The sequence below is a fragment of the Caballeronia sp. INDeC2 genome, from assembly GCF_023631325.1.
GTDB lineage: Bacteria > Pseudomonadota > Gammaproteobacteria > Burkholderiales > Burkholderiaceae > Caballeronia.
Map to the genome: position 1 here is coordinate 62,432 of NZ_JALQDG010000021.1, position 25,891 is coordinate 88,322.

Sequence of the window (25,891 nt, forward strand, 5' to 3'; positions counted from 1 at the left end):
ACCCCCGCCCGACGAGGTTCAGGCCTCGCCCTCGCCGACCTCCTCGGCGCGATGACACGACACCTGACGCCCGTCGACCGTGCGCAGCTTCGGCTCTTCCACGCGGCATCGCTCGATCGCATACGGGCAACGCTGATGAAAGGTGCAGCCCGATGGCGGATTGAGCGGCGACGGCATCTCGCCCTGCAGCTTGATCTTGATGCGCCGATCTTCCTCGAAGATCGCGGGCGTCGCGGACATCAGCGCGCGCGTGTACGGATGGCGCGGATTCGCGAAGATCGTCTTCTTGTCGCCCACTTCCGCGACGCCGCCGAAGTACATCACCATCACGTCGTCGGCAATATGCTCCACCACCGACAAGTTATGCGAGATGAACACATAGCTCGTGCCGAACTGCGCCTGCAGATCCATGAACAGATTCAGGATCTGCGCCTGGATCGACACATCGAGCGCGGACACGGGTTCATCGGCGACGAGAATCTGCGGATCGAGAATCATCGCCCGCGCGATCGCCACGCGCTGACGCTGCCCGCCCGAAAACATGTGCGGATAACGCGTCGCATGCTCGGGCCGCAAACCGACGGTGCGCATCATCTTCGCGATGCGCTCGGCGCGTTCCGTCGATGAAAGCGACGTGTTGATCGCGAGCGGCTCGCCGAGCGTCTGCTCGACGGTCTTGCGCGGATTCAGCGACGCAAACGGGTTCTGAAACACCATCTGCACGCGCTGCCGCAACTCGGCGATCTTCGCCTTGCTCGCGCCCGCGACGTCATCGCCGTCGATCAGCAAGCGGCCCGACGTCGGCGCTTCGATCATCGTCAACTGGCGCGCGAGCGTGGACTTGCCGCAGCCCGATTCGCCGACGACCGCGAGCGTGCGGCCGCGCTTCAGCTCGAACGACACGCCGTTGAGCGCTTTCACCGTGCCGTGCTTGAACGCGCTGCGCTTCACGTCGTAGTACTTCGTGAGCTGGTCGGCGGCAAGCACGATGTCCTGATTGATTTGCTTCGGTACGGCGTTCATCGCGCGCCTCCTTCCACCACCACATCGATGTTCAACGGCTTGATGCAACGCGCGCGCACTGCCGGATCGTGCTTGTCGAGCTGGAAGAGAGCCGGCCGGCCCTTCCAGCAATCGTCGACGACGTACTTGCAGCGCGGCGCGAAGAGGCATCCGCTCGGCCGGTCGTCTCTGCCCGGCACCATGCCGGGCAGCGCGGCGAGACGTTCCGCGCCGCGGCTATGCTCGGGGATCGCGGCGAGCAGCGCTTCGGTGTACGGATGATGCGGCTCGCTGAAAATCGTCGGCACGTGATTCGTTTCGATGATCTCGCCCGCGTACATCACCGCGACGCGTTGCGCCACTTCGGACACGACCGCAAGATCGTGCGAGATCAGCACGAGCGCCATGCCGCGTTCCTTCTGCAGCTTGACGAGCAGTTCCATGATCTGCGCCTGGATCGTCACGTCGAGCGCGGTGGTCGGCTCGTCGGCGATCAGGAGCTTCGGATTGCACGCGACCGCCATTGCGATCATCACGCGCTGGTTCATGCCGCCCGACATCTGATGCGGAAACGCGTTGATGCGGCTCTTCGCATCCGGAATGCCGACCTGATCGAGCAGTTCGAGCGCGCGCCGGTCGAGCGCATCGCCGCGCAAGCCTTCGTGCAGCCTCAACACTTCCTTGATCTGATAGCCGACGGTATAGCTCGGATTCAGGCTCGTGAGCGCGTCCTGAAACACCATCGCAATGTCCTTGCCGATGATCCTGCGACGCGCGCGCGCCGACGCCTTCAGCAAATCCTTGCCGTCGAACGTCACCTGATCGGCGGTGACCTTGCCGGGCGCGTCGATGAGGCCCATCAGCGCCATCATCGTGACGCTCTTGCCGGAGCCGGACTCGCCCACGACGCCGACCACTTCGCCCGGCTTCACGTTCAGGTCGATGCGATCGACCGCCTGCGTGCCGCCGAACGTCACCTGCAAATTGCGGATAGTCAGAAGATCGTTCATGTCAGCCCATCCGTTTGAGTTTCGGATCGAGCGCGTCACGCAGACCGTCGCCGAGCAGGTTGATGACGAGCACCGAAACCAGAATCGACAGACCCGGCATCGTCACGATCCACCATGCGCTTTCTATGTAATCGCGCGCCGATGCCAGCATCGCGCCCCACTCCGCCGCCGGCGGTTGGACGCCGAGGCCGAGGAAGCCGAGCGCGGCGGCGTCGAGAATCGCGGACGAGAAGCCGAGCGTCGCCTGCACGATGAGCGGCGCGGCGCAGTTCGGCAGCACTTGCGAGAACATCAGCCGCACGGTGCCCGCGCCCGCGACGCGCGATGCCGTCACGTATTCCTTCTGCAACTCACCGAGCGCCGACGCGCGCGTCAGACGCACATAACCCGGCAGCGCGACGATCGCGATTGCCAACATCGTGTTGACGAGCCCCGGCCCGATGATCGCAACGACGGCGACCGCGAGCAGCAGCGACGGCAACGCGAGCAGCACGTCCATCACGCGCATGATCGGCGTATCGAGCCAGTTGAAGAACGCGGCCATGAGACCGAGCACGACGCCCGGAATCAGCGCGAGAATCACCGACACGAAGCCGATCCAGAACGACAGCCGCGCGCCGTACATGAGACGCGAGAGGATGTCGCGGCCGGCTTCGTCGGTGCCGAGCAGGAACATGCGGTTGCCGCCTTCGAGCCACGCCGGCGGAATTTTCACGTAATCGCGGTATTGCTCGATCGGGCTGTGCGGCGCGATCAGCGGCGCGAACAGCGCCACCAGACCCAGCACGACGACGATGAGGCCCGCGATCACCGCGCCGCGATTGCGCGAGAAGTTCGCCCAAAACTCGCGCGCGGCGACCATGCGGCCGGACGGCGGCGGCGTGATCGCCCCGGGCGGGAGATTGTTTTGAATGTCAGCCATATCTTGTGTGACCTCAGCGACTATGGCGAATGCGCGGATTCAACACGCCGTAAAGCAGATCGACGACCAGATTCACGACGATCACGAGTGTCGCGATCATCAGAATGCCGCCTTGCACGACCGGATAATCGCGCCGCGAAATGGCGTCGATGAGCCACTTGCCCACGCCCGGCCACGAGAAGAGCGTCTCGGTCAGCACCGCGCCCGCGAGCAATGTGCCGACCTGCAGGCCGATCACGGTCACCACGGGAATCAGCGCATTGCGCAACGCATGCACCACGACCACGCGCAGCGGCGACAAACCCTTCGCGCGCGCCGTGCGAATGTAGTCCTCGCGCAGCACTTCGAGCATCGAAGAACGCGTCATGCGCGCGATGACCGCGAGCGGAATCGTGCCGAGCACGATGGTCGGCAGAATCAGATGCGACAGCGCCGACGTGAAGGCGCCCTCATCAGATGAGAAGAGCGCATCGATCAGCATGAAGCCCGTGACGTGCGGAATGTCGTATTCCACCGCAATGCGGCCCGACACCGGCGTCCATCCGAGCTTCGCCGAGAAGAACATGATGAGGATCAAGCCCCACCAGAAGATCGGCATCGAGTAGCCGGTGAGCGCGGTGCCCATCACGCCATGATCGACGACGGTGCCGCGCCTGAGCGCAGCCGCGACGCCCGCCGGCAATCCGACGACGAGCGCGAAGATCATCGCGCAGATGGAGAGCTCGACCGTCGCGGGAAAGCGCGCGAGGAACTCGCCCATCACGCTCGTATTCGTGATGATCGACGTGCCGAGATCGCCTTTCAGCGCATGCCCGACGTAAGTGAGATATTGCAGCGGAAGCGGCTGATCGAGGCCGAGGCGCTTCATGGCTTCGGCGTGCATCGCCGGGTCCACGCCGCGCTCGCCCATCATCACTTCGATGGGATCGCCCGGGATCAGGTGGATGAGCGCGAACGCGAGAATCGTAATGCCGATGAACGTCGGTATCACCATTCCTATGCGTCGCAAAACGAATCGGAACATGATCGCCCTTTTCGGTATTGGAAGGACTAGAACGTGTCCGGCGGCTTGGATCGTTCTTCGACCCGCGCCGCCGGACCTTTTCGATTAGTTATGGTTTAGTGCAAAAAGTGTTCCGCAGCAAAACCTTATTGCATGCCCACGCCGTCGAAACGCACGTAGCCGAGCGGCTCGATCTTCATGTTCGTCACCTTCTTGCTGGCAGGCTGATACACGGTCGAGTGCGCGATCGGCGAGAACGGCAGCTGCTGCGCGAAGATCTGCTGCGCATCGGTGTAGGCCTTGGTGCGCGCGGCGACATCGGTCGTCGAACGGCCCTTCACGACGAGGTCGTCGAACGGCTTGTAGCACCACTTCGAGAAGTTGCTGCCCTTCACCGCATCGCAGCCGAGCAGCGTGCCGAGCCAGTTGTCGGGGTCTCCGTTGTCGCCCGTCCAGCCGATCAGGAGCGCATCATGTTCGCCCGCGTGCGCGCGCTTCAGATACTCGCCCCACTCGTACGACACGATGTTCGCCTTCACGCCGATCTTCGCCCAGTCGGCCTGGATCATTTCCGCCATCAGGCGCGCGTTCGGGTTGTATGCGCGTTGCACGGGCATCGCCCACAACGTGATCTCGAAGCCGTTCGGGAAGCCCGCCTTCGCGAGCAGTGCCTTCGCCTTCGCGGTGTCGTACGTCTGACCCTTCAGGTTCTTGTCCCAGGACCATTGCGTCGGAGGCATCGGTGCGGTGGCCGGCTGTCCCGCGCCCTGATACACGGAATCGATGATCGCCTTCTTGTTGATCGCCATGTCGAGCGCGCGGCGCACGTCCGTGTTGCCGAGGTCCTTCTTCGTCACGTTGTACGCGACATAGCCTTCGTTGAAGCCCGCCTGCGACGGCGTATCGACATTCGACACCGACTTCAGCGCCGCGATGTCGCCCGGACGCGGATAGCTCATCACCTGGCATTCGTTGTTCTTCAGCTTTTGCACGCGCACCGCGGCATCCGGCGTGATCGAAAAGATCAGCTTCGAGATCTGCACCGCGTTCGGCTTCCAATAGTCAGGATTGCCGTCGAAACGGATGGTCGCGTCCTTCGTATAGCTACGGAAAATGAACGGGCCCGTGCCGACCGGCTGCTGGTTGATATCGGCGGCCTTGCCGTCCTTCATCAGCTTGTCCGTGTATTCGGCGGACAGGATCGACGCGTATTCCATCGCCATGTTCTGGATGAACGGCGCGCTCACTTCCTTCAGCGTGAACTTCACCGTGTACGGATCCACCTTCTCGATCTTCGAGATCAGCTTGTCCATGCCGAGGTCCGTGAAGTACGGAAACTGCACGTTGTACGCCTTGCGGAACGGATTGTTCGGATCGAGCATGCGGTTGAACGTGAAGATCACGTCATCCGCGTTGAATTCGCGCGTTGGCTTGAAGAACGACGTCGTCTGGAACTTCACGCCGTGGCGCAGATGAAAGGTGTAGGTCAGTCCGTCCGACGACACGTCCCACTTCTCGGCGAGACCCGGCTCGACCTTCGTGCCGCCGCGCTCGAATTCGACCAGACGGTTGTACACGGTGAAGGTGTTCGCGGTGAAATCGGTGCCGGTCGTGTACTGGGCCGGATCGAAGCCGGCCGGGCTGCCTTCCGAGCAGTACACGAGCGTCTTGTTCGGGATGGCGGCATTCGCGGCGGATGCTGCGAAGAGCGTCGCCGTGGCCACGGCGCCTGCGAGCGCCGAACGGCGGACGGCTCGCAACAGGCTGTTTTTGTTCATGTTTCCTCCAAGTCAGTACCGGCTTCTGGCCGGCGTAGCGCGAGTTTACTTGATCGCACCGCCCGCTTTTCGGCGCGTGTGCGCGAAGTCGGGCGCTACCCTAGCACGAACAAAAGTGACATGCGCGCTTGGTTTTCCCCACTAGAGTTTGTCGTCGATGGCGCTTCGATAAGGGTAGGTTATCGGCCATGCGTTCAGGTGATTGGGCGACGACAAAATATTGCGCGCCATTGCAGGCATTGTCGCGAAAAAACGAAAAAACAAGCAGAGATAGAAAGAACCGCGCAGCGAGCGCCGCGCGGGTGAAACATTGATGCAGGTCAGGCGCTCTTGAGGCCGAGACGCTCGCAAACCGTTTTCGAAGCCCACGCCCCGTTGAGCGTGTAGAAATGAAGCCCCGGCGCGCCGCCGTCGATGAGGCGGCGGCACAAACCCGTCACCACGTCGACGCCGAATGCGCGAATCGACTCGCGATCGTCGCCGAAGCCTTCGAGCCGGCGCGCGATCCACTTCGGCACTTCCGCGCCGCACATGTCGGAGAAGCGCATCAGTTGCGAGAAGTTCGTGATCGGCATGATGCCCGGCACGATCGGCACGTCGACGCCGAGCTTGCGCGTTTCCTCGACGAACTTGAAGTACGAATCGGCGTTGAAGAAGTACTGCGTGATCGCCGAATTCGCGCCCGCCTTCACCTTGCGCGCGAAGTTCTCCAGATCGGCGCGCGGCGACTTCGATTGCGGATGAAACTCCGGATACGCGGCCACTTCGATGTTGAACCAGTCGCCGTGCTCCTGGCGGATGAACGCCACGAGTTCGGACGCATAGCGCAACTCGCCGACTTCGCCCATGCCCGAAGGCAGATCGCCGCGCAACGCGACGATATGGCGAATGCCGTGCTCACGGTACTGCGCGAGGATCGCGCGCAGATTCTCCTTGGACGAGCCGATGCACGAAAGATGCGGCGCGGCCTCGAAGCCTTCCGCGGCCATTTCGAGCACGGTGTCGAGCGTGCCTTGCTGCGTGGAGCCGCCCGCGCCGAAGGTCACGGAGACGAACTTGGGCGAGAGCGTCTTCAGCTCGGCCCGGGACGCGCGCAGCTTGTCCACGCCTTCGTGCGTCTTCGGCGGAAAAAACTCGAATGAGAGTTCGATCGGTTTCATGATGTGTATGACGGACGGCAGCGCCCGCGCCCCAACGTCACCCGAAATTGCGATTCCCGAACACCAGCGCCGACAGCAGCCACGACACGATGCTGTACAGAATCGAGCCGAAGAACGCGGACCAGAAGCCCGAGACTTCGAAGCCCTTCAACAGCGACGAGCACAGCCAGAAGCACAGCGCATTCACGACGAGGATGAAGAGCCCGAGCGTGACGATCGTCACCGGCAGCGTGAGGATGATGAGCGCGGGTCTGATGATCGCGTTGATGAGCCCCAGCACGACTGCGATGATCAGCGCCGTGCCGAAACTGCGAATGTGTATCGACGGCACCAGGTACGTGATGATCAAGAGCGCGAGCGCGTTGATCAGCCATGTCAGCAGCACGGTCATCTAGGAATCTCCGGTTGATGCGTGTTGGCCGCGCGGGGCAATCTCCCGCCCCGCGCGATGCTTCGCCGCCGCTCGCGATTAGTAGCGGTAGTGGTTGGGTTTGAACGGGCCGTTCTTGTCGACGCCGATGTAACCCGCCTGTTCATCCGACAGCACGGTCAGTTCCGCGCCGATGCGGCCGAGGTGCAGGCGCGCCACCTTCTCGTCGAGATGCTTCGGCAGCACGTAGACCTTGTTCTCGTACTTCTTGCCCTGCGTGAACAGTTCGATCTGCGCGAGCGTCTGATTGGTAAACGAGTTCGACATCACGAACGACGGATGGCCCGTCGCGCAGCCCAGGTTCACGAGACGGCCTTCAGCCAGAATGATGATCTTCTTGCCGTCCGGGAAGACGATGTGATCGACCTGCGGCTTGATGTTGTCCCACGTGTACTGGCGCGTGGATGCGATATCGATTTCCGAATCGAAGTGACCGATGTTGCAGACGATCGCGTTGTTGCGCATCGCCTTCATGTGATCGTGGTTGATGACGTGGTAGTTGCCCGTCGCCGTCACGAAGATGTCCGCGCGGCTCGCGGCGTATTCCATCGTCACGACGCGGTAGCCTTCCATCGCGGCTTGCAGCGCGCAGATCGGATCGATTTCCGTGACCCACACCGTCGCGCCCAGACCGCGCAGCGATTGCGCGCAACCCTTGCCCACGTCGCCGTAGCCGGCCACGACTGCGATCTTGCCCGCGATCATCACGTCGGTTGCGCGCTTGATGCCGTCGACGAGCGACTCGCGGCAGCCGTACAGGTTGTCGAACTTCGACTTCGTGACCGAATCGTTCACGTTGATGGCCGGGAACGGCAAACGCCCTTCCTTCTCCATCTGATACAGGCGATGCACGCCCGTGGTGGTTTCTTCCGTCACGCCCCGAATGTGCGACAGGCGCGTGGAGTACCACGTCGGATCCGCGTCCAGATGCTTGCCGATGGCCTTGTACAGCGCGACTTCTTCCTCGTTCGTCGGCTTGGCGATGACCGAGCGGTCCTTCTCCGCCTTCGCGCCGAGAATGAGCAGAAGCGTCGCGTCGCCGCCGTCATCGAGAATCATGTTGGCGAACTGACCGTTCGGCCATTCGAAGATGCGGTGCGTGAATTCCCAGTACTCGTCGAGCGATTCGCCCTTGAACGCGAACACCGGCGTGCCACCGGCGGCGATCGCGGCGGCTGCGTGATCCTGAGTCGAGAAGATGTTGCACGAGGCCCAGCGCACGTCCGCGCCCAGCGCCGTGAGCGTTTCGATCAGCACGCCCGTCTGAATGGTCATGTGCAGCGAACCAGCGATGCGCGCGCCCTTCAGCGGCTGCTGCGCCTTGTATTCCTCGCGCGTCTGAATGAGACCCGGCATCTCCGTTTCGGCGATGTCGAGTTCCTTGCGGCCCCATGCGGCGAGCGACATGTCGGCGACGACGTAATCCTTGGAATTTGAATCGAGAACTGCGGCGTTCATCACGCCCTCCTTTCTAAATAGTCTAGAAATGTTGACGTGAGCGCCGTTCGAATGCGGTGGCTCAGCGGGCGCCTTGATTGCGTGGCGCTTTCGAACCGTCCGGATTGAATGCTGCCGAGCCTGGCGGCCCGTGTGTTTTCTGGCCGTCGCAACGCTCCTCGGAAGCGAACGCCGATTGTAGCAAAGTCTCGTGGGAACGATCCTATTCTGAGACGCGCGCGCGGGCTTTCGCGGCGCCGTTCTAGATCAGAACGGCAACGCCGAGAGCAGCGGTGCGAGCAGGACCATCGCGACGCCCGCGATCATCATCGTGAGACTTGCGACGACGCCCTCTTCGCTGCCGAGTTCGCGCGCTTTCGCAGTGCCGACGCCGTGCGCCGCCGCGCCGAACAACGCACCGCGCGCGAGCCGCGTGCGCAACGGCACGAGCGCGAGCACTATTTCGCCGAAAAGCATGCCGCAGACGCCCGTCGCGATCACGAAAAGCGCGGTCAGGTCCTTCGGCGCGTGGATCTTGTCGGAGACGGCGAGCGCGAACGGCGTCGACACCGAACGCGTCGCGAGGCTGCGCTGCAGTTCCGGCGACAAATGCAGCAGCTTCGCGAGCATCAGCGATCCGCCGACCGCGACCAGAATCCCGACCGTCACGCCGACGGTAAGCGAAATCCAGTGACGCTTGATGAGCCCGCGATATTCGTAGATCGGCACCGCGAACGCGACGGTCGCCGGACCGAGCAGCCACATGAGCCAGCGCGTGTCGGCGTAATAGACCGGATACGGAATCCGCGCGATCACGACGACGAGCGCGAGCACCGCTGGCACGGCCAGCAGCGGCGTGAGCCACGGCTGCCGGAAGCGCGCGTAGAGATACTTGGCCGCGAAATACAGCGCAACGGTCAGCACGAAGCAGCCGGCCGCGATGAGCCGCGCGGCGTCGTCTGCGATGAGAGCGGCGAAAAAATGGTTCATGTCGATGTGCTCAGGCCCGCGCGCCATGCCGCGCCACGAGCGCGCGGCGCAGCGCGAGACGGCGTTCGAGGCGCGCCGCGCGATCGACTGCGAACGCGACGGCCACCATCACCATCAACGTCCCTCCGACGACGACGAGCGCGAGCCGCCAGCCGTCTTCCATGAAAAGGCCGCCGTACTGGACGGCCGCGACTGCCGCCGGAATGAAGAACAGCAGCATGTCCGAGAGCAGCCAGTCCGCGCCCGCCTTGACCCAGCGCGGCGCGATGCCGCCGCAGAACAGAAGCGCGAGCAGCACCACCAGACCGACCACGCCGCCCGGCACGGGCAGCGCCAGCTTGCGCGCGACGAAATCCGCCGCGACCCAGATCGCCGCGAGCGCGGCGGACTGAACCGCGACGCGCAGGAAGCGGCCGAAGGCGGATTGCGAAGGAATCGTAAGGGCGGCGGACATGGGGTGCTCTGGCTTAGGGTTAACCTGTAGCCGAGTATATGGGCGCACCTTGCATAATAAAAATGAATTAACCTTATCCAAAACATTCCGAACTGGAATTCCGGAGCCGAGATGGAATTGCGCGCCTTGCGGTACTTCGTCGAAGTCGTGAAGCAGAAGAGCTTTACCGCCGCCGCCGAGCACATGTTCGTGACTCAGCCGACCATCAGCAAGATGGTGAAAGCGCTGGAAGACGAAGTCGGCTCGCCGCTGCTGCTGCGCGAAGGCCGTCAGATGGTGCTGACCGACGCCGGGCAGATCGTGTATCAGCGCGGCGTCGAAGTGCTGACGGCGCACGCGCGGCTGGAGGCCGAGCTGAACGATCTCGGCACCTTCGGGCGCGGCACGCTGACGATCGGCATTCCGCCGATGGGCGGCTCGCTTTTCACGCCCGCCATCGCGGCATTCCGGCGTCGCTATCCGAAGGTCGAGCTCAAGTTGTTCGAGCGCGGCTCGAAGGCGATCGAGGCGGCGCTGATCGATGGCGAACTCGAACTCGGCGGCGTGTTGCAGCCGGTCGACACCGCGATGTTCGACGTCCTGCCCGTCAGCCGGCAGATTCTGTGGCTCGTCGCGCCGAAGGGTTCGCGCTGGGACGACGCCCGCGAAGTCGCCCTCACCGATCTCGCCGCCGAGCCGTTCGTGTTCTACGGCGAAAGCCTCGCGCTCAACGACGTCGTGCTCAACGCGTGCCGCGAGGCGGGATTCGCGCCGACGATCGTCGGCCGCAGCGGGCACTGGGATTTCATGGCGGCGCTCGTGCAGGCGGGCATCGGCATCGCGCTTTTGCCCGCGCCGTATTGCCGCCGGCTCGACGCGACCGCATTTACCTGTCGTCCGGTCGTGGCGCCGGAGATTCACTGGGACATGGCGCTCGGCTGGCGGCGCAACGGTTATCTGTCGCATGCGGCGCGCGCGTGGATCGAAGTCGCGCGAGAAATGCTGCCCGCGAATCTCGATCAGGATTTCATGGCCGATGGCTTCCCGCGCGCGCGAAGCGACAACCCGCAGCCATGACGCGCCGAGGCAAAAACAAAATGCGCCGGCCGCGATGAGCGGACCGGCGCGTTCTTTTCAGCGGCCTACGGACGTTTCCGGAATCAGTTCAATTCCTTGAACTCGATCCGCCGATTGGCGGCGCGGCCTTTGCGAGTCGAGTTGTCGGCGACCGGATGCGCGTCGCCGAAACCTTCCGCCGTGAGCGTATCCGCGGGCGCGCCGTGCCGGATCAGATAGCTGCGCACGGCTCGCGCGCGCTTTTCCGACAAGTGGAGATTGGCCGCCGGATCGCCCGAACTGTCCGAATAGCCGCCGATCTGCAGCTTGACCGGCTTGCCGGCCGCGTTGCATTCCTTCAGCGACTTCGCGGATTCGGCGAGTTCGTCCAGTGCGGCGCGCGGCAGCGCATTCGACGCGAAGCCGAAGTTGATCGGATGCAGATTCAGATTCTTCGCGGCGTCTTTGGCGGCGCAGCTCGCGGCGGCCTGTGCGTCGGCGGCGGCCAGCGCTTTCGTTGCTGCTGCGGTGTCGGTTGCGCTGATCGTCCAGCCGTCGCCGAAGAACGACTTCAGCTTGCCCAGCCAGCCGAGCGCCGGATCGCCCGCGCGGCCGCTCAGATCGATCTTGTCGCCCGCGATGCGCACGTGCGCGCCCGGCAGCTTCAGGACCGGCAGCAGGCCGTCGAGCTTGCCGATCCACGCGGCCGGCTTCGTGTCCGGATCGACCTTGATGTTCGCGTGGAACTCTTTCGCGCCGAACTTCGCTGCGAGTGCGTCGGTCAGCTGGCGCTTCTCCTGCTCGTCGTGGACGGTCGCGCTCAGCGTGGGAACGCCGGATGCATCGACGGCGGCGGACATCGTCGCGTCCTTGCCGGGCAGCGCGGCGGGCGCCGACGATTGATCGGCCGCCGATGCCGCCGTCGCCGTCTCGGAAGCGGCGGTTGCGTCTGAACCCGAATCGGAAAGCGCGTCCGGCTTCGCGGCGTCCTCCGGCTTCTCCGTCGAGCAGCCGCGTCCGAGCAGAACCGCGAGCAGCGCGAGCGCGGCGGCCAGGGCGACCCACCACCATTTCTTCTTGCGAGCGTTTTCCTTCACGTGCTGCTCGGGCGCGGCGGGCACTTCGAGCGGTTGCGAGAACGCCGCCGCTTCCTGCGTCGCCGGATGCTCGAGATGCGCCGCCACGGCCTTAAGCCGCGATGCGACGCCGGCGATGAACGCGCCGACCGAGCCGAGACCGAGCGCATTGGCGAACGCGTCCGTCATGTTGGCGCGCACCACGGGCAATTGATGGCCGAGGAGCGTAGGGAGCTGGTCGGGATTGCCGTTGTGCTGCGTGAGATGGCGCTTGAGCACGCCGAAGAGCGTCGCGCCGACCACGCCGATCAGCGTGCGCGTGGCGCTCGCCGCAACGCCCGTATATTCGGCGATGCGCTCGGCGAGCACGTTGATGCTGTCGTGCGAGGCGATGGCCGTATCGGCATTCGCGCCCGCATCGACGAGCGTCTTGAAGCCGTCGTCCTGAACGGCGAAATGCGGCAGTTCTTCGGCGATGAGCGCGTTCGTGCCCGGCGCCATGATCGACGCGAACAGATTGCGCGCGCCTTCGAGCGACGACGCCTTGTTCATCATCGCGCCGATGAGCGCCGGACCGCTCAGCGACACCACGCGCTTGGCGGATTCCGGCGCGCAACCGATGCGCCCGGCGATATGCTGCAACACGCTTTCTGTCAAAGCGCTCTGGACAAGTAAATTGAGGTTGATGCTCATGGGAATGCTTCCGTGAAACGCGTTATTGCAACCGCCCGAATAGGCGAACCGATTATAGGTTCGGCCTCCTGCGCGTCATTGGGGCAGGATTAACAATCGGATTTGTCTCAGTGATCGACGCTTTAGGAGTGCGCATCAGAAAAGGGTGCGCGGTTCTGAAAAGAACGATGCCTCTACACGCCCGATCAATGTGCGGCCTATGATTCTTGAATTCGAGATGGCGTGCGCGACAGTGAAACGGCCGTTGCGGCCGCCCGACAGTGACAAGTCACCGCGCCGCCGATTTCGCGCGCCAAAGGAGACCGACGATGTCCGATCCCGCCGATCGCCCGTTCGGGCAGACGCACGACGTGACGAATCAGGCGACGCCGCTCGTCGGCTACGACGCGTTCGCCTTCGATCCGGCGCTCGCCGCCGCCGTCGAACGGGAAGGCGCGCAATGGCACGCGGAGGCGCTTTCGCGCGACGGCATGGCGCTGACCCAGCCGGACGTCGTCGCGCTGGCGGATCTCGCCAACCGTCACGAGCCGGAACTCGCGACGCACAGTCCGCGCGGCGAGCGCATCGACGCCGTGGAGTTTCATCCGGCCTGGCACGAATTGTTGCGGCGGCTGCGGCGCGAAGGACTGCACGCGCTGCCGTTCGAGCCGTCCGCGCGCGCCGGATCGATGGCCGCGCGCTGCGCCGGCTACTATCTGCACGGCCAGCTCGAATCGGGCTCGCTGTGCCCGATCACGATGACGTTTGCGAGCATTCCGGTCCTGCGCAACGAGCCCGACCTGTTCGCGCGCATCGAGCGGCCGCTGCTGTCGCGTGAGCACGATCCGCGCGACATCCCGCTCGAAGCCGGCAAACATTCGATGATGATCGGCATGGGCATGACCGAAAAACAGGGCGGCTCCGACGTGCGCAGCAACCGCACGCGCGCGCATGCGCTCGGCGCGCCGGGACGCGGCGGCGCTTATCGGCTGGTCGGTCACAAATGGTTTTTCTCGGCGCCGCAATGCGACGCGCATCTCGTGCTCGCGCGCACCGCCGACGAAGGCGGTCTGTCGTGCTTCTACGTGCCGCGCTTCGCGCCAGACGGCCGTAAGAACGCGGTCCAGGTCCAGCGGCTGAAAGACAAGCTCGGCAACCGCTCGAACGCGAGCAGCGAAGTGGAGTTCTTCGATGCCTACGGCGTGATGATCGGCGACGAAGGTCGCGGAGTGCCGACCATCATCGAAATGGCGAACTTCACGCGGCTCGACTGCGTGATCGGCAGCGCGGCGCTGATGCGCGCGGCGCTCGTGCAGGCGATCCATCATGCGCGGCATCGCAGTGCGTTCGGTGCGCATCTCGTCGATCAGCCGCTGATGCGCAACGTGCTCGCCGATCTCGCGCTCGAATCCGAGGCGGCGACCGTCCTTTTCATGCGGCTCGCGGGCGCATTCGAGCAGAGCGGCGCGCCCGGCGGAGCGCTCGCCGCGCGCGCGTGGCGGCGCATCGTGACGCCCGCGGCGAAATTCTGGGTGTGCAAGCGCGCGCTCGAATTCACCGGCGAGGCGATGGAAGTCTGGGGCGGCAACGGCTATGTCGAAACCGGGCCGATGGCGCGTTTCTATCGCGAGGCGCCGGTCAATTCGATCTGGGAAGGTTCGGGAAACGTGATGTGTCTCGACGTGTTGCGCGCGTTCGAGCGCGAACAGGACGCGGCGCACGCGCTATTGGACGACTGGAAGACGACCGCGGGCGCGCATCCGGCGCTGGCGGGGGCGCTGTCGGCGCTGCTCGGCATGCTGACGGGCGATCCGGCCGAACGGGAAGCGTCGGCGCGGCGCATTGCGCAGCAGCTGGCGTTATGCGCGCAAGGCGTGTTGCTCGCGCGGCATGCGCCGCGGGAAGTTGCTGATGCGTTCATCGAAACGCGGCTCGGTGACGGGCGCGGTGAAACCGGGCGTGTTTACGGCACGTTGCCGGCGCGGTTCGATCATGGGGTGATCGTTACGCGGGCGTTTGCCGTTTAGTGCAGTGCTCTTCGGCGGATCCCGAGTTCTTTTTGGTTTATTAGCGTTGCCCCTGTGCGGGGCGGCAGCCCCGCACAGGGCAGTGCCAATAAACCAACACGAATACGGGCCATTCACAGAACCCCAGGCAAGTCACCGCACCACCCGCCCGCCCTCGCGCATCGGCCCCTCGTTTTCCAGCCGATACACCCACGACAGTAATTCCGCCACCGCCTGATACAGCGCGGGCGGAATGTGCGCGTCGAGATCGACCTGCATCAGTAGCGACACCATTTCCGGCGACTCGTGCACATAGAGGCCCGCTTCCTTCGCGCGCTGCACGATCATCTCCGCGACCATGCCATAGCCCTTCGCGACGACGCGCGGCGCCGCCTCGCGGTTGCCCGCGTCGTAGGCGAGCGCAGTCGCCTGTCTGCGGGTATACGGCGGATGATCCTGCCCGCTCATGCTCCGCTCCCCTCACCCTTCGACGGGCGCAACAGATGTTCGAGCGGCGAGCGCACCGGTTTTTTCGCGGCGGCGGCGGCGTCGGCGGAAAGGGCGAGATCGGTCGTGCCGTCCATCGAGCGCACGGAAAGCGACGCGAGCGCGATGCCCGCCGCGTCGAGCTGGCGCGCGAAGGCGGCGCCGTCGGCGGCGAGACGGCGCGCGCCGGAATCGCCCGCCTTGATGCGCGCGACGAGCTTCTCGCCGGTCAACACCAGTTCCGCATCGACGGTGCCGAGCGCGGGCAACGACAACGTGATGCGCGTGCGCCATGCGCGTTCGTCGGCGGCATCGTCGGCGGTGCGCGGATCGCGGGGATCGCGCGGCTCGCGGGCCACTTCCCATTCGAAGCGCGTGCCGGGCCACGCTTCGCCCTGCCAGCGGAACTGCTGGTTCGCGAGCACGTCGAGTTGCTGGCGCACGACATTGAGCGTCGCCGGATGGATGCCCGCCGCGACCGATGCCTGCAACGCAGATTCCTGCTGGCTCGGCTGCGTGGTTTGCGCGTTCGTGCCGCCGCCGGCGTTGCCGCTTTGCGAATTCGACAGCGCCGACGGCGGCGCATCGCGCACCGACGCCGCGAGCGCGGCCGCCTGCTGCGGCGTTTGCGGCATCGCGACCGGGCGGCCGTGAAAGTCGGGCAGATCGGGCGTGAATTGCGGTGCGCGGGCGTCGTCGAGCCATGCGTCGCCGGGCGTCGCGCCGTTCGCAAAATCGAACGGCAAGGACATCGAGCGCGCATCGGCGCGCGCTTGCGGCTCGTTGCCGAGCGACGCGGCGCTGCGGTGGCCCGCGAGCCATTGCACCAGATGCGATTCGTAGAAGAGCCCGCTTTCGTCGACGGTTTTCGCCAGCGCGGACGCGAGCGCGGCGGCCGGCAGCGGCGGCAGATTTTGCGTCGCGGCGCGCGCGGCCGCGACGGCGGCGGCGTTGGACGAGAAAGCGGTATCGAAGAGGCCGGTCGTGAGTGCGGCGAAGGCGCTCGCCGGGCGCGGCGGCGTCGGCCAGAGGGGAGCGTCGCCGGTCAGCGCGGGTGTCGCGCCGCCGAGTCGCGAGATCACGTCGAGCGTGCGCGCGACGCTGGAAAATGCAGTTTGCGCCGATGCCGCCGGCGCCCCCGCGCCGGCAGGCGTGCCGACGGTCTGCGGCATGTCCGTCTGCGTCGCCGTCTGCCCGACGCTCGCGCCGGTGACGCCGCTGCCGCTCACGCCGTTCGGCGCGCGGATAGCGGACAGAAGGAGCTCGGTGCGGTTGGCGAGCAACGATGCGATCGCAGAATCGAGTCCAGTCATGCCCACATCCTCATATGCGCCGCGGCTCGGCGCGCACGGCGTCTACCGCAGTCCGATCATCTTTTTCAGTACGCGCGCCGGGCTGTTCACCGTGAAGAGCGCCGATAGACGCGCAAGACTCGGCGACGTCAGATCGCGGATCGCGGCGTCGTCGGCGAGAATCTTCTTCACGAGGTCCAGCTTGCGCGCGCGGGCGTTTTCGTCGAGTTCCGAGGCTGAATCCACTTGCTTCAGTTGCTCGATCAACTCGCGGTAGGTGCCTTGCAGCGCCTTCAGCTCGCTCCATTCGCCGCCGCGCGCGGCCACCAGCATCTGGCCGGAAACCGCCGCAATGGCTTCGTAGTGGGCGAAATATTCTTGTGTCGTCTTCATTCTTTCGAGGCAGTCGACGCCCTTCCCGTCAAACGGGCGCGGCGGTCATTTGCGCCACTTCCGGTCCAATTCCCACCCAGGCTTCCTCGAGCGTCGCGAGCAGGTTGTCGATCTCGACGAGCATCGCCTCATCCTGCTTCAGATTCGCCTCGAGCAGCCGGCGCGTCATATACGTGTACAGCGCGTCCAGCCGCTGCGCGATCTCGCCGCCCGCATCCTTGTTGAGCGCCTGCTGCAAGCCGCTCTCGATGATGCTGATGGCCTTGCTGATCGCCGTGCCGCGCGCGCCGATGTTGTTCTGCTGCAGGTGCATGCGCGCCTGCGCGATCGCCTGACGCGCGCCCTGATACAGCATCACGATCAGCCGGTGCGGGCTCGCTCCCATCACCCCTGTCTGCACGCCCACGCGTGCGTAGGCGTTGGCTCCAGCGTGTCCTGGGGAATACATCTCTAGATTCTCCTTATGCGATGCCGCGGCGTTCCGCGTATTTCAAGCGGACGCCGTGCCTCTCGTCCCGATCCGTGTGCGCCCGGCGAAACCGGTGCAGGCGGACGAACCATCGTTCGCCGTGCCGTTATCGGGGTTATCGGAGAAACGCGGAAAAGCTTTAGGACTCAAGGCTCCAGAGCCGTCGCAATGATTCGGGGCGAGAATCGCGAAAAGGCCGCCGTCAGACGGAGATCTGCATGATGTCGTTGTAGGCCGACACGAGCTTGTTGCGCACCTGCAAGCCGAATTGCAGGCCGACGTTCGCCTTCTGCATGTCCACCATCACGTCGCTGAGCGACACGTTCGGCGCGCCGATCTCGAAGGCGTGCGCCTCCCCGAGCGCCTTGGTCTGGTTGTCGCTGATCTTGTCGATGGACGATTTCAGCGCATCGGAAAAACTGCCGACGCTTGCCGCGCCCGATGTCCCGCTCTGGCCCGTGACGGCGCCCGCGGCGCTTGTCGGACCGGAAGTCCCGCCGGCGGCTTGCGATGCCATCGACTGAATGGCCGAGAGCGCGGCAGAAAGCGGATTGATCGGAAAGTTCATGTTGACTCCGGGTGACAGGGGAAAGCTCGGGATGCGTTTCGCGGAGGTTCGCCGAGTACGAAAAAGATTAGCAGCCGGCCGTTTTTCAAAGCGCGGGAAGAACGGGGAAAACCCCGCTCTATTCGCCGAATCGACTTGCAATCTTCTGCGGATAATCCCCATCGTGAAAAGTCCTCCACCGCCGCTTACATGAAAGCGGGAAGCGGCGGGAGGAGAACCTCAGGATTCGGAGCTTCGACGCTAAATGGATACGCCCAACAACTCACTCATCACGCCCGACGCCAGAATGGGCCTGGCGGGCGCACAACCGGGGGCAGCCGCAACGGCCGCCGTCCCGGGACTCGCGGGTGGCGCCGACTTCGGCGGTTTCGCGCAGCGCGTGCCGATGCTCAACCAGTTCCGCTCGAATCCGCGCGTGCCGCTCATCGTGGCCGTCGCGATTCTGGTGATGGTGATCGCCGGCCTCGTCATGTGGTCGCGCCAGCCGGACTATCGCGTCCTCTTCTCCAATCTCTCCGACCGGGACGGCGGCGCAATCGTTGCCGCGCTCCAGCAGGGCAACATTCCCTACAAGTTGTCCGACGGCGGCGGCGCCATTCTCGTGCCGGCCGAGCAGGTTCACGAAACGCGTCTGCGTCTCGCGAGCCAGGGCTTGCCGAAGAGCGGCTCGGTCGGCTTCGAGCTGATGGACAACCAGAAGTTCGGCATCAGCCAGTTCGCCGAGCAGGTCAACTATCAGCGCGCGCTGGAAGGCGAACTGGAGCGCACGATCGGCGCGATTTCCTCGGTGAAATCGGCGCGCGTGCATCTGGCGATTCCGAAGCCGAGCGTGTTCGTACGCGACAAGGAACTGCCGACCGCGTCCGTGATGATCAATCTGTATCCGGGCCGCGTGCTCGACGAAGGCCAGGTGGTCGCGATCGCGCACATGGTGGCGTCGGGCGTGGCGGATATGCCGGTCAAGAACGTGAATATCGTCGATCAGGACGGCAACCTGCTCACGAGCCAGAGCGCCGCCAACGGCCTCGACGCGTCGCAACTGAAGTACGTTCAGCAGATCGAGCACAACACGCAGAAGCGTATCGACGCGATCCTCGCGCCGCTCTTCGGCGCAGGCAACGCCCGCTCGCAGGTCAGCGCCGACATCGACTTCTCGAAGCTCGAGCAGACCGCCGAAAGCTACGGACCGAACGGCAACCCGCAAAGCACGGCGATCCGCAGCCAGCAATCGAGCGAATCGAGCGAAACGGCGGGCAGCGGCGCGTCGGGCGTGCCGGGCGCGCTGTCGAACCAGCCGCCGCAAGCCGCTTCCGCGCCGATCGACGCGGCGGCATCGGGCGCGCTCGGCGCGGCGGCGAAGTCCACGCCGCAGAACCAGCGCAAGGACACGACGACCAACTACGAAGTCGATCGCACCGTGCGCCATTACGAGCAGGCGACGGGCGGCATCAAGCGTCTGTCGGTGGCGGTGGTCGTGAACTACGACAAGAAGGTCGACGCCAAGGGCAACGTCACGATGACGCCGCTCGCCGCCGACAAGCTCGCGCAGGTCCAGCAGCTCGTGAAGGACGCGATGGGCTTCGACGAGAAGCGCGGCGACTCGGTGAACGTCGTGAACAGCGCGTTCTCGGCCGATCTGAACGTGACGCCGGACGTGCCGTGGTGGCGCACCCCGCAGATGATCGCGTGGGGCATCCAGGCGGCGAAGTACGTGGGCATCGGCATCGTCGGGCTGTTCCTGTACTTCAGCATGGTGAAGCCGGCGATGCGCCGCGCCTTCCCGCCGCCGCCCGAAGCCGCGCCCGTGCTCGGCGCCCCGGATGAGCTCTCGCTGCTCGACGGCCCGTCGCTCGACGGCGGCCAGAAGCTGGAAGACGAAGACAAGGATGCCGAGGTGAGTCTCCTCGGTCATGAAAGCAAGAAGGCCAAATTCGATCGCAATCTCGACTACGCGCGCATGGTGGCGCGTCAGGACGCGAGAATCGTTGCGACGGTCGTGAAGAACTGGGTGTCCGATGAACGCTGAAGGCCTGAACAAAGCCGCCCTCCTCCTGATGTCGATCGGTGAGGAAGAAGCTGCCGAAGTATTCAAGTATCTCGCTCCGCGCGAGGTGCAGAAGATCGGCGCGACCATGGCGGCGCTGAAAAACGTGACGCGCGAGCAGCTCGACAACGTGCTGACCGAATTCGTGTCGGAAGCGGAGCAGCACACCGCGCTGTCGCTCGATTCGAGCGAGTACATCCGCTCGGTGCTGACGAAGGCGCTCGGCGAGACCAAGGCCGGCGCGCTGATCGACCGTATCCTGCAAGGCAGCGATACGAGCGGCATCGAAGGTCTGAAGTGGATGGACTCGGGCGCGGTCGCGGAACTCATCAAGAACGAGCATCCGCAGATCATCGCGACGATCCTCGTGCATCTGGACCGCGATCAGGCGTCGGAAATCGTGTCGCTGCTGGCAGAGCGCCTGCGCAACGACGTGCTGCTGCGCATCGCGACGCTCGACGGCATTCAGCCCGCCGCGCTGCGCGAACTAGACGATGTGCTGACGACGCTCCTCTCCGGCAGCGACAACCTGAAGCGCGCGCCGATGGGCGGCATCCGCACGGCGGCCGAAATTCTCAACTTCATGTCGAGCAATCACGAGGAAGGCGTGATCGCGAACGTGCGCGAATACGACGCCGAGCTCGCGCAGAAAATCATCGACCAGATGTTCGTGTTCGAAAACCTGCTCGACCTCGAAGACCGCGCGATCCAGCTTCTGCTGAAGGAAGTGGAATCGGAGACGCTGATCGTGTCGCTCAAGGGCGCGCAGCCGGCGCTGCGCCAGAAGTTCCTGGCGAACATGTCGCAGCGCGCGGCCGAACTGCTCGCCGAAGATCTCGATTCGCGCGGTCCGGTGCGTGTGTCCGAAGTCGAGCAGCAGCAACGCAAGATTCTGCAGATCGTGCGCAATCTCGCGGAAAACGGTCAGATCCAGCTAGGCGGCAAGGCGGAGGACGCATATGTCTGACGCCCGCGCGCAGAAGGCTCCGCTCTCGGCGTATCAGCGCTGGGAAATGGCGTCGTTCGATCCCGTCGAGATCAAGGTCGACAACAGCGCGGCGGAACAGGCCGCGCTCGAAGCGCACTTGCGCCGCGTGGAGGAAGACGCGCATCAGCAAGGGCTCGCGAAGGGTCATGTCGCGGGTCAGGCGCTCGGTTATCAAGCGGGTTACGAGCAAGGTCAGGCGAAGGGTTTCGAGGACGGCCGCAAGGAAGCGCTCGCAGAGGCCGCGCGTCTCGCCGAGATCGCCGATGCGTTCAAGACCGCGTTGCAAGCCGCCGATGCGGCCATCGCGGAATCGCTTGCCGAACTTGCGATCGATATCGCGCGGCAGGTCGTGCGTCAGCATCTCGCGCTCGATCCGACCGCGCTCATCGCCGTGGCGCGCGAAGTGATCGCCGCGGAGCCGGAGCTGTCGGGTGCGCCCACGCTCATCGTGAATCCGGCCGACATGCCGATCGTCGATGCCTATCTGAAGGACGAACTCGAAGCGGCGGGCTGGACCGTGCGCCCCGATCCGGACGTCGAGCGCGGCGGCTGCAAGGCCCACGCCGCGACCGGCGAGATCGACGCGACCAATGTGTCGCGCTGGGAGCGCGTCGTGGCCGCGCTGGGGAGAAACAAGCCGTGGTGAGCCGAATCACTCAGGATGGTTTGAGCGAGCTGGAACAGGAACTCGCGCGTGCATCGTTCGGCCCGCTCGCCGCCGATGAATCCGCCGGCGACGAATCGGCCGACGAGCTCGCCGCGCGCACCATCGCGGAACTCGCGCATATCGCCGGCAATCCGCACATCGATACGTGGCGCGACAAGCTCGACGCGCTCAAGTCGCGCAATGCCATTGCGAAGCCGCTGCGTCCGTGCGGGCGTCTCACGCGCGCGGCCGGTCTCGTGCTGGAAGCGGTCGGCCTGAAGATGGGCGTCGGCTCCGAATGCATGATCGAGTTGCCGCCGGGCAGCGCGATTCCGACCGCCGAAGCCGAAGTCGTCGGCTTCGCGGGCGACAAGCTCTTTCTGATGCCGACCACCGAAGTGGCTGGCCTCTTGCCCGGCGCGCGCGTCTATCCGCTCGAAAGCGCGCCGATCAACGATCCGATGGCGGGTGCGAAGCGCTTGCCCGTCGGCTGGGAAATGCTCGGCCGCGTCGTCGATGCGTCCGGCCGTCCGCTCGACGGACTCGGTCCGCTCGGCGCGAAAGTCGATGCGCCGCTGTCCGCGCCGGTCATCAACCCGCTCAACCGCGAGCCGATCCACAAGGTGCTCGATGTCGGCGTGCGCGCGATCAACACGCTGCTGACGGTCGGGCGCGGTCAGCGCATGGGCCTCTTCGCCGGTTCGGGCGTCGGCAAGTCGGTGCTGCTCGGCACGATGGCGCGCTACACGAGCGCGGAAGTGATCGTGATCGGGCTGATCGGCGAACGCGGCCGCGAAGTGAAGGAATTCATCGAACAGATTCTCGGCGAGGACGGTCTCGCGCGTTCGGTCGTCGTCGCGGCGCCGGCGGATGTATCGCCCGTGCTGCGCATGCAGGCCGCAGCGTACACGACCTCGCTCGCCGAATATTTCCGCGATCAGGGCAAGCACGTGCTGATGCTGATGGATTCGCTCACGCGTTACGCGATGGCCCAGCGCGAAATCGCGCTCGCGATCGGCGAGCCGCCCGCGACGAAGGGTTATCCGCCTTCGGTGTTCGCGAAGCTGCCGGCGCTCGTCGAGCGCACGGGCAATGGCCCGGAAGGCGGCGGCTCGATCACCGCGTTCTACACCGTGCTCACCGAAGGCGACGACCAGCAGGACCCGATCGCCGACTCGGCGCGCGCGATTCTCGACGGCCACATCGTGCTGAACCGCTCGCTTGCGGAGGCGGGGCACTATCCGGCCATCGACATCGAACAGTCGATAAGCCGCGCGATGACCGCGCTCATCGACGACAAGCATCTCGAACGCGTGCGTCTTTTCAAGCAGATGCTTTCGCGCTATCAGCGCAACAAGGATCTGATCAACGTGGGCGCGTATTCGAGCGGGCGCGACCCGTTGCTCGACCGCGCGATCGCGCTGTATCCGCGCATGGAGTCGTTTTTGCAGCAGGGTTTTCGCGAGCAGGCGCCGTTCGAGCCGAGCATCGCGATGTTGAACCAGTTGTTCGATTAGTTTTCGACTAGTATCCGAAGCATTCGTCACAAAAAAGCCAAAGACCACACGGGACCGCCACGCCATGTCCAAGAATCTGCCGATCAACACCCTCATCGGCCTTGCCGAAGAGGAACTCGACGCCGCCACCAGGAAGCTAGGCAAGCTGCAGCAGGAACGAAACGAGGTCGAGACGCAGCTGAATTCGCTCGTCGCCTATCGCGACGAGTATCACGCGCGGTTCACGGCATCGGCGCAGGAAGGCACGACGGCCCAGACGCTGCGCAACTTCCAGGCGTTCGTCGATACGCTCGATTCGGCGATCGCGCAGCAACGCACGGCGCTCGTGATGGCCGATCAGCGCATCGAGGCGGCGAAGCCCGACTGGCGTCTCAAGAAACAGAAGCTCGGCAGCTACGAAGTGCTGGCCGCGCGCGGCGAGGCGATGCTCGCGAAGAAGGCCGCGCGCGTCGAGCAGCGCGAATCCGACGAGCACGCCGCGAAGATACTGCGCATGCGCGCCGAGCGTGCCTGAGCCGTTACCCACCCATTGCATTTGCGAGACTCGTATGTCCTCCGTATCCCTTCCTGGCGCGCTTTCGGGCGCCACGTCATCGAGCCGGGCCGCGACGCAGCGCGCGGCGAGCGCGGGCGCGTCGTTCGGCATGACGCTGCAAAGCATCACCGACCGCGCCAATGCCGACGCGCAGGCGGCGAAGGCGCTGGCCGATTCGTCCGCCGATAAATCGAGCGTGCACGACGCGCCGAAGCCGGATGACAGCGCCTCCGCGGCGGCGTCGAAGAGCGATGACGCATCGGATACGCAGGCCGCTGCGAAGCCCGATCAGGCCGACGCGCCGAAAGAGGCATCGAAGAATACGGGCAAGACCGACACGGCGGAGGCATCGAAGCCGGCGGCGCAGACGGCTGGTTCCGCGTCGGATGCGGCTGCGGCGCAGGCGAAAGCGCGCGCCGACGCCGCCAATGCCGAAGACACCGACACGGACACCACGCTCGCCGATCTGACCGATGCCGCCACCGCGGCGACGGCGACCGCATCGACCGACGACACCAAATCGACTGGCGAAACGCACAAGAGCGGCGACGCGAAAACGCCGCAGGATGCGCTTCAGGCGGCGCTCGCGGCGATGAACAACGCGCAGCCGAACGCATTGCCCGCGAACGCATTGCCTGCGAACGGTTCCGCGGCGACGGCGCGCGAGGGCGCGGACGGCGAGGATCAGGGCGGTTTGTTTGCCAAGGGCGGAAAGGGCGCGAATCTCGCCGTGTTGACGAACAACGTGAACGCGGACGCCAAGGCGACCGACGCGACGGCGCTGGCTGTCGCGACGACGCCCGTGGATGCCGCGTCCGCCGCGTACAAGCAAGCCGCCGACGCGGCCGCGCACGCGGTAGCGGCGCAGGCGGCATCGGCGGGTTCGGCGGTGTCCAGTCCGCAAGGCGCGATGGCATCGGCGACGAGCGCGGCGATTGCACCACACGTGGGCGCGTCCGGTTGGGACGATGCGTTCAGCCAGAAGGTGGTGTTTCTGTCGAAGGCGGATCAGCAAAGCGCTGAGCTGACTTTGAATCCGAGGGATCTCGGGCCGTTGCAGGTGACGTTGCAAGTCTCCGAGAACCACGCGCACGCGCTGTTCGTGTCGCAGCATGCGCAGGTGCGTGAGGCGGTCGAGGCGGCCATGCCGAAGCTGCGTGAGGCGATGGAGGCGAACGGCATCAGTCTGGGGAGCGCTTCGGTATCGGATGGGGCGGCGTTTGGGCGGCAATCGCAGCAGGAGAGCGGTCGGGAGCGCTCTGGCTCGAAGGGGGGGGCGATGGGAGGCATCGGCGGGGCGGATGGTTCTTCTGTCGCTTCCAGCGTGAGTTTGAATGTGCGGCGCACGGTTGGGCTTGTTGATACGTTTGCTTGAATTTTTTTCGCTGGATCCCGTTTTCTTGTTGGTTTATTAGCGTTGCCCCTGTGCGGGGCGGCAGTCACTTTCTTTGCTGCTGCAAAGAAAGTAACCAAAGAAAGCAGCTCGATACGCCCGCGGTCACACGCAGTTTGGCCATGCTTGCCAGGTGACCGTGGGCTGCCTAAGTGTCGCCCTCATAGGACTAACCCGGCTTGGATCGCGCACGGTCTGTCGCCCCGCGTCGCATGGCGGAGCGGTTCAGCACCAAATGGCTCCAGCCCGCTTCGCGGCCGACCGGTCAATCGGGTTTCCGAACCTTCTTTACTAACGCCTCCATCTCACTGCAGGTGCAGACCGATGTTGTCCCTTGCAGACCCTGCGGCAGCGCGTAGCGCTGTGCCGGCGCTATTTCGTGCTGAACCTGTGTCCTTAGAGGGCTAGCTCGTCAGACCGTGTGCGATCCACGCCCGACGGGGCCTATGAGGGCACTCTCTACAGAGCCCACGATCGGCTGGCAAGCGTGGCTAGACTGCGTGTGACCGCGGGCGTATCGAGCTGCTTTCTTTGGTTACTTTCTTTGCAGCAGCAAAGAAAGTGACTGCCGCCCCGCACAGGGGC

24 protein-coding genes and 1 riboswitch are annotated in these 25,891 nt (G+C 64.9%); of the genes, 8 read left to right on the forward strand and 16 right to left on the reverse strand.

Annotated features, from left to right (window positions below; all coding sequences use genetic code 11):
• Window positions 1-18 precede the first annotated feature (18 nt).
• The 10 genes from NCS28_RS13095 to NCS28_RS13140 form a co-directional block, all read right to left on the reverse strand.
• A complete protein-coding gene (locus NCS28_RS13095) occupies window positions 19-1,023 on the reverse strand; it encodes a peptide ABC transporter ATP-binding protein (protein WP_250514207.1) in 1,005 nt (334 codons plus the stop codon).
• Entirely contained in the window at window positions 1,020-2,012 is a 993-nt protein-coding gene (locus NCS28_RS13100; protein ID WP_250514208.1) for an ABC transporter ATP-binding protein, read from the reverse strand. Before NCS28_RS13100 ends, NCS28_RS13095 begins: the two co-directional genes overlap by 4 nt.
• A 1-nt stretch (window position 2,013) precedes the next feature.
• Window positions 2,014-2,934, reverse strand: a complete 921-nt coding sequence (locus tag NCS28_RS13105) for an ABC transporter permease subunit (RefSeq protein ID WP_250514209.1) — start codon at window positions 2,932-2,934, stop codon at window positions 2,014-2,016.
• Between the two features lie 13 nt (window positions 2,935-2,947).
• Window positions 2,948-3,958, reverse strand: a complete 1,011-nt coding sequence (locus tag NCS28_RS13110; RefSeq protein ID WP_250514210.1) for an ABC transporter permease subunit — start codon at window positions 3,956-3,958, stop codon at window positions 2,948-2,950.
• A 125-nt stretch (window positions 3,959-4,083) separates the two neighbouring features.
• Entirely contained in the window at window positions 4,084-5,715 is a 1,632-nt protein-coding gene (locus tag NCS28_RS13115) for an ABC transporter substrate-binding protein (protein ID WP_250514211.1), read from the reverse strand.
• Between the two features lie 320 nt (window positions 5,716-6,035).
• Window positions 6,036-6,875, reverse strand: a complete 840-nt coding sequence (metF, locus tag NCS28_RS13120; protein WP_250514212.1) for a methylenetetrahydrofolate reductase [NAD(P)H] — start codon at window positions 6,873-6,875, stop codon at window positions 6,036-6,038.
• Window positions 6,876-6,912: 37 nt separating this feature from the next.
• Window positions 6,913-7,266 (reverse strand): phage holin family protein, encoded by a 354-nt coding sequence (locus tag NCS28_RS13125; protein ID WP_250514213.1) that lies wholly within the window; start codon window positions 7,264-7,266, stop codon window positions 6,913-6,915.
• 78 nt (window positions 7,267-7,344) lie between these two features.
• Window positions 7,345-8,763: an adenosylhomocysteinase gene (gene ahcY, locus NCS28_RS13130; RefSeq protein ID WP_250514214.1), complete on the reverse strand. Its 1,419-nt coding sequence runs from the start codon at window positions 8,761-8,763 to the stop codon at window positions 7,345-7,347.
• A 31-nt stretch (window positions 8,764-8,794) separates the two neighbouring features.
• Window positions 8,795-8,929: riboswitch (S-adenosyl-L-homocysteine riboswitch) on the reverse strand.
• 80 nt (window positions 8,930-9,009) lie between these two features.
• Window positions 9,010-9,732, reverse strand: coding sequence for an LrgB family protein (locus NCS28_RS13135; protein ID WP_250514215.1), 723 nt, complete (start codon window positions 9,730-9,732; stop codon window positions 9,010-9,012).
• Between the two features lie 10 nt (window positions 9,733-9,742).
• The gene (locus NCS28_RS13140; protein ID WP_250514216.1) at window positions 9,743-10,186 is read right to left on the reverse strand and encodes a CidA/LrgA family protein; all 444 of its coding nucleotides are present in this window, start codon (window positions 10,184-10,186) and stop codon (window positions 9,743-9,745) included.
• Between the two features lie 111 nt (window positions 10,187-10,297).
• On the opposite strand from NCS28_RS13140, the gene NCS28_RS13145 reads away from it, so the two are divergent.
• Window positions 10,298-11,242 carry a LysR family transcriptional regulator gene (locus NCS28_RS13145; RefSeq protein ID WP_250514217.1) on the forward strand — a complete coding sequence of 315 codons (945 nt, stop codon included), beginning with the start codon at window positions 10,298-10,300 and terminating at the stop codon, window positions 11,240-11,242.
• An 83-nt stretch (window positions 11,243-11,325) separates the two neighbouring features.
• Here the strand turns inward: NCS28_RS13145 and NCS28_RS13150 are convergent, their stop codons facing one another.
• Entirely contained in the window at window positions 11,326-12,990 is a 1,665-nt protein-coding gene (locus tag NCS28_RS13150) for an OmpA family protein (RefSeq protein WP_250514218.1), read from the reverse strand.
• 308 nt (window positions 12,991-13,298) lie between these two features.
• On the opposite strand from NCS28_RS13150, the gene NCS28_RS13155 reads away from it, so the two are divergent.
• Window positions 13,299-14,996 (forward strand): isovaleryl-CoA dehydrogenase, encoded by a 1,698-nt coding sequence (locus NCS28_RS13155; RefSeq protein ID WP_250514219.1) that lies wholly within the window; start codon window positions 13,299-13,301, stop codon window positions 14,994-14,996.
• A 132-nt stretch (window positions 14,997-15,128) separates the two neighbouring features.
• Here NCS28_RS13155 and NCS28_RS13160 read toward each other — a convergent pair whose 3' ends face one another.
• The 5 genes from NCS28_RS13160 to fliE form a co-directional block, all read right to left on the reverse strand.
• Complete coding sequence (locus NCS28_RS13160) at window positions 15,129-15,443, reverse strand: EscU/YscU/HrcU family type III secretion system export apparatus switch protein (RefSeq protein WP_250514220.1); 315 nt, start codon at window positions 15,441-15,443, stop codon at window positions 15,129-15,131.
• A complete protein-coding gene (gene fliK, locus NCS28_RS13165; protein WP_250514221.1) occupies window positions 15,440-16,774 on the reverse strand; it encodes a flagellar hook-length control protein FliK in 1,335 nt (444 codons plus the stop codon). The genes NCS28_RS13160 and fliK overlap by 4 nt, the downstream gene beginning before the upstream one ends.
• 42 nt (window positions 16,775-16,816) lie before the next feature.
• Window positions 16,817-17,146 carry a flagellar protein FliT gene (locus tag NCS28_RS13170; RefSeq protein WP_250514222.1) on the reverse strand — a complete coding sequence of 110 codons (330 nt, stop codon included), beginning with the start codon at window positions 17,144-17,146 and terminating at the stop codon, window positions 16,817-16,819.
• Window positions 17,147-17,174: 28 nt separating this feature from the next.
• Window positions 17,175-17,594 carry a flagellar export chaperone FliS gene (gene fliS / locus NCS28_RS13175; RefSeq protein ID WP_250514223.1) on the reverse strand — a complete coding sequence of 140 codons (420 nt, stop codon included), beginning with the start codon at window positions 17,592-17,594 and terminating at the stop codon, window positions 17,175-17,177.
• Between the two features lie 223 nt (window positions 17,595-17,817).
• On the reverse strand, window positions 17,818-18,183 hold the full coding sequence (fliE, locus tag NCS28_RS13180) for a flagellar hook-basal body complex protein FliE (protein WP_250514224.1): 366 nt from the start codon (window positions 18,181-18,183) through the stop codon (window positions 17,818-17,820).
• Between the two features lie 244 nt (window positions 18,184-18,427).
• Between fliE and fliF the strand changes: the two genes are divergently transcribed.
• The 6 genes from fliF to NCS28_RS13210 all read left to right on the forward strand — a co-directional run bounded on the left by fliF (window position 18,428) and on the right by NCS28_RS13210 (window position 25,288).
• Complete coding sequence (gene fliF, locus NCS28_RS13185; protein WP_250514225.1) at window positions 18,428-20,209, forward strand: flagellar basal-body MS-ring/collar protein FliF; 1,782 nt, start codon at window positions 18,428-18,430, stop codon at window positions 20,207-20,209.
• Window positions 20,199-21,194: a flagellar motor switch protein FliG gene (fliG, locus tag NCS28_RS13190; RefSeq protein WP_250514226.1), complete on the forward strand. Its 996-nt coding sequence runs from the start codon at window positions 20,199-20,201 to the stop codon at window positions 21,192-21,194. Before fliF ends, fliG begins: the two co-directional genes overlap by 11 nt.
• Window positions 21,187-21,861, forward strand: a complete 675-nt coding sequence (fliH, locus tag NCS28_RS13195) for a flagellar assembly protein FliH (protein ID WP_250514227.1) — start codon at window positions 21,187-21,189, stop codon at window positions 21,859-21,861. Before fliG ends, fliH begins: the two co-directional genes overlap by 8 nt.
• Window positions 21,855-23,378, forward strand: coding sequence for a flagellar protein export ATPase FliI (fliI, locus tag NCS28_RS13200; protein ID WP_502801184.1), 1,524 nt, complete (start codon window positions 21,855-21,857; stop codon window positions 23,376-23,378). The genes fliH and fliI overlap by 7 nt, the downstream gene beginning before the upstream one ends.
• Before the next feature lie 64 nt (window positions 23,379-23,442).
• Window positions 23,443-23,892 (forward strand): flagellar export protein FliJ, encoded by a 450-nt coding sequence (gene fliJ / locus NCS28_RS13205; protein ID WP_250514229.1) that lies wholly within the window; start codon window positions 23,443-23,445, stop codon window positions 23,890-23,892.
• 34 nt (window positions 23,893-23,926) lie between these two features.
• Window positions 23,927-25,288 (forward strand): flagellar hook-length control protein FliK, encoded by a 1,362-nt coding sequence (locus NCS28_RS13210; RefSeq protein WP_250514230.1) that lies wholly within the window; start codon window positions 23,927-23,929, stop codon window positions 25,286-25,288.
• The last annotated feature ends 603 nt before the right edge of the window (window positions 25,289-25,891 follow it).